The organism is Pseudomonas sp. LBUM1652 (assembly GCF_059716105.1).
The window spans coordinates 2,196,693-2,200,195 of the sequence record NZ_CP166804.1 but is presented as its reverse complement, the minus strand read 5'-3'; the positions used below and the strand labels follow the sequence as shown (position 1 = coordinate 2,200,195).

Here is a 3,503-nt window from a genome sequence, read left to right as displayed (position 1 = left end):
TTCTTGGCATCCGGATCAGTAGGCAGGCAGCACAAAGGCACGTCGTCCCTATAAAACGAATGCAGACCGGAAAAATTAGCGAATGAGAACAACTGTCAGGCGGGAGGTGGGGCTGGGATTTTTTGTGTACAGCTCCCTGTAGGAGCTGTCGAGTGAAACGAGGCTGCGATCTTTTGATTTTAAAGATCAAGATCAAAAGATCGCAGCGTGCCGCAGCTCCTACAGGGGAAACGGCGTTGGTCAGGCTGTTGCAGCCATGGCATGCCGGCGATGATGCACATCCAGTTGATCCTTGATCACCTTCAGCACTTTGGCTTCGTGCTCATGGATGAAGAAGTGCCCACCGGCCAGCATGTCCACCGAGAAGCTGCCACGGGTTTCCTTGCTCCAGCCGATCAATTGCTCGGTGGTGGCTCGGTCAGCCTTGCCGCCGAGCACATGCACCGGGCAGTTGAGCAGTGGTCGCTGCAAGGGTTCGAACCTGCCGCACAACTGAAAGTCCGCCCGCAGGATCGGCAAGGTCAGGCTCATCAGCTCGGCATTGGCCAGCACCTCCTCGCTCGTCCCGTTGAGCGTGCGCAACTGCTCGATCAGCTCGGCATCGGTTTTCGGCTCGGCAAAGCCGCGATCGTAATCGGCGCGCATCGTAGGCGCCGCCGTGCCCGAGGCAAACAGTGCCACCGGCTCCGGACATCCCAGCGCGCGCAAGGCATGCGCCATTTCGCAGGCCAGCAACGCGCCGAGGCTATGACCGAACAGCGCGTACGGGGTCTTGAGTGTCGGGCGCAATTCCTTGGCCAATTGCATCGCCAGCGCTCGCATGTCGGTGTGCAGCGGCTCGTCGAACCGCGCGCCGCGCCCCGGCAGTTCCACCGGCTGCAAGTGCAACCATTGCGGCATCTTCGGCCGCCAGCGGCTGTAGACCATCGCGCTGGCGCCGGAGTACGGCAGGCACAGCAGAGTCAGCTTGGTCACCACGCTCCCCTCAAAAAATTCGTCTGTAGAGAGAAACGGATCGCGGCCCGATCAAATTAGTCGGCGCCCGCTAAATCCTCTGCACAGGCGCTCGTTAACTGTTCAGGCCAAAACCAATAATGAGGATTCACCGTGGACCTGCAGAGCATCCTGGGCAAGTTGTTCGCCAATGCCGGTGCCGTCGGCATCGAAGGCGTTTTTCAATTCGTGTTTGGCCCGCAGCAGGCCTACTGGTCCGAGGTCAAGGCCAGCAGTCGCACCGTGTCTGGCCGACACGCGAGCCCTGACGTGACCATCGAAGTCGCCGAGCGCGACTTCCTCGGGATCATGGGCGGCATGGCCAACGTCGAAGAACTGTTCGCCAGCGGTCGCCTGAAGATCGGCGGCAACATGGGCCTGGCGACCCTGCTGCCGCAGATCATCGAGCATGCGATGCACGGCGGCGCCGTGGCGGAAAAAGTCGACATGAACAAGCGTTACCCGACGCCGCCGCGCTTCAGTGAAAAGCTCACCGCCGGCCTGCCGACCCAACTGAACGTCGAGCGACGTTCGCGCAGCGAGCTGTCGGTGACCGAGTTCAAGAGCCGCTATCTGCCCCATGGCATTCCCGTGGTGATCAGCAACGCGCTGCATGACTGGCCGTTGTTCAAATTGAGTCGCGAAGAGTCGCTGGTGCATTTCGCCGAATTGCAAGGCATCACCCGCCATGGCGATTACGTGAAGAAAACCTTTTCCACCGAGCGCGATTTCCGCTCCACCTCCATGGCTGACTTCATTGCTTCGCTGGACAAGCCTGCAGCCAAAGGCACAGACGGCGAACCGCCGGCCTACATGGGCAACAACATTCTGCCGGCGCAATTGATGCAGCAGATCAAATACCCGGGCTACTTCGATCCCTCGCAGTTCATTACGCCGCGCATCTGGATCGGCCCCAAAGGCACGCTGACGCCGCTGCATCGCGATGACACCGACAATCTGTTTGCGCAGGTGTGGGGACAGAAGAAATTCACCCTCGCCGCACCGCATCATCGTGAAGCGCTCGGCACCTGGTCGACCGCGCCCAAGGGCGGGCTGGATGGCTGCGATTTCAACCCGGATGCGCCGGACTACGAACGCTTCCCGGCGGCGCGGGATGTGACGTTTCTGCGCGTGACACTTGAGGCGGGAGATTTGCTGTTTTTGCCGGAAGGCTGGTTCCATCAGGTCGAGTCGGTGTCGACCTCGTTGTCGGTGAATTTCTGGGTCAACTCGGGGCGCGGTTGGTAAGCCGCGAGTGACTCCACCACCCGTCGCAAAACCTGCACACCTGTCAGACCTGACAGGTGTGCTTTCTCCCGACAAAGCGCATTTATATTCCCACCGTTACTTACGCAGGAACTCGCCCGTCAAGCACGGACCCGACTATTGCGTTCAGTGTCCTGAGTCAGCGTCGATAACAGGAGCACACCATGAATCAGCCCACGATCTCGTCACAACCACGCAGCGCAATTGCACCCTTTGTCGTGCGCGAACTCTTTTGCCCTCCACCCACACGCATTGATGAGGCGTTGGGCCAGGAGGTCAACGAGCGTCTGATGGCGTGGATACCGAGCGTGGGTATCTTTGCCGGTAAACACGAGAAACTGCGCGCCAGTGACTTCGGCCGCTATGCAATGTTGTGCCATGCCGACACGGACGATCCGGACAGGTTGCTGCTCGCAGCGCAGTGTTTCGCGGCATTGTTCGCGGTGGATGACCATTATTGTGACGACCAATCGCTTGGCGGCCGCCCTGAGAATGTGGCCCAAATGCTGTCGTTCGCCATCACGGCGATCGACCCGGTTTATTTGCCTGCGCCTTTCGATGAAGAACTCTCGCAACAACAATCGCGCGACCCGGTGATCAGAGGATTGCTGTCTTACATGACACGCGTGGGTCATTTCTGCACACCCTCACAAGTGGCTCGAGTCCGGCAAATCACCATTGCCATGTTTGTCACCATGGCTGCCGAAGCTCCGTGGCGTATCTATGGCACCCAACCCACCATCGCGGAATACCTGGCCAGCCGACAGGTCAACAGTTTCTGGCCTTGTCAGGTTCTGATTGATGCTATCGGGGGATACGAAGTACCCGCCAACCTGTATTCCCAGCCGGAGATTCACCACATCAGCGCGCTGGCAGCACTGGCCACGACGTTGGTCAACGACTTGTACTCCGCTTACAAAGAGCACCTCAAGGAAACGGGAGACTTCAAGCTTCCCTACCTGCTGGCGGCCAGACACGACTGCTCGCTTCAAGATGCCATCGATAAATCGGCGGATATTCATGATGCCGTCATGCAGGAATACGTAACGCTTGAAAAGCAATTGCTGAGCACGGCCACGCCTTTGACCAAACGCTATCTGAACGGCTTGACCACTTGGATTGCGGGCAATCGGGAATGGCATAAACACAGTTCGCGTTATCACATCTGAGCGATCGTTTTAATACGCGATGCCCCCTCAAAGCGCATTGGGCTGGCAGGGGCAGCTATTTTTTCACTGAACTCT

Annotated in this window: 3 protein-coding genes; 2 read left to right on the top strand and 1 reads right to left on the bottom strand. The window is 58.7% G+C overall.

Annotated features, from left to right (window positions below):
- Positions 1–240: 240 nt before the first annotated feature.
- A complete protein-coding gene (locus ACA069_RS10000) occupies positions 241–978 on the bottom strand; it encodes a thioesterase II family protein (protein ID WP_497617263.1) in 738 nt (245 codons plus the stop codon).
- Positions 979–1,107: 129 nt separating this feature from the next.
- On the opposite strand from ACA069_RS10000, the gene ACA069_RS09995 reads away from it, so the two are divergent.
- Complete coding sequence (locus tag ACA069_RS09995) at positions 1,108–2,241, top strand: cupin-like domain-containing protein (RefSeq protein WP_497617261.1); 1,134 nt, start codon at positions 1,108–1,110, stop codon at positions 2,239–2,241.
- A gap of 182 nt (positions 2,242–2,423) precedes the next feature.
- Complete coding sequence (locus ACA069_RS09990; RefSeq protein ID WP_497617260.1) at positions 2,424–3,428, top strand: terpene synthase family protein; 1,005 nt, start codon at positions 2,424–2,426, stop codon at positions 3,426–3,428.
- Positions 3,429–3,503: the final 75 nt, after the last annotated feature.

Bases quoted from the DNA above. Each gene is read 5' to 3' on its own strand.
- ACA069_RS09990 (WP_497617260.1), top strand. From the start codon at position 2,424: ATGAATCAGCCCACGATCTCGTCACAACCACGCAGCGCAATTGCACCC.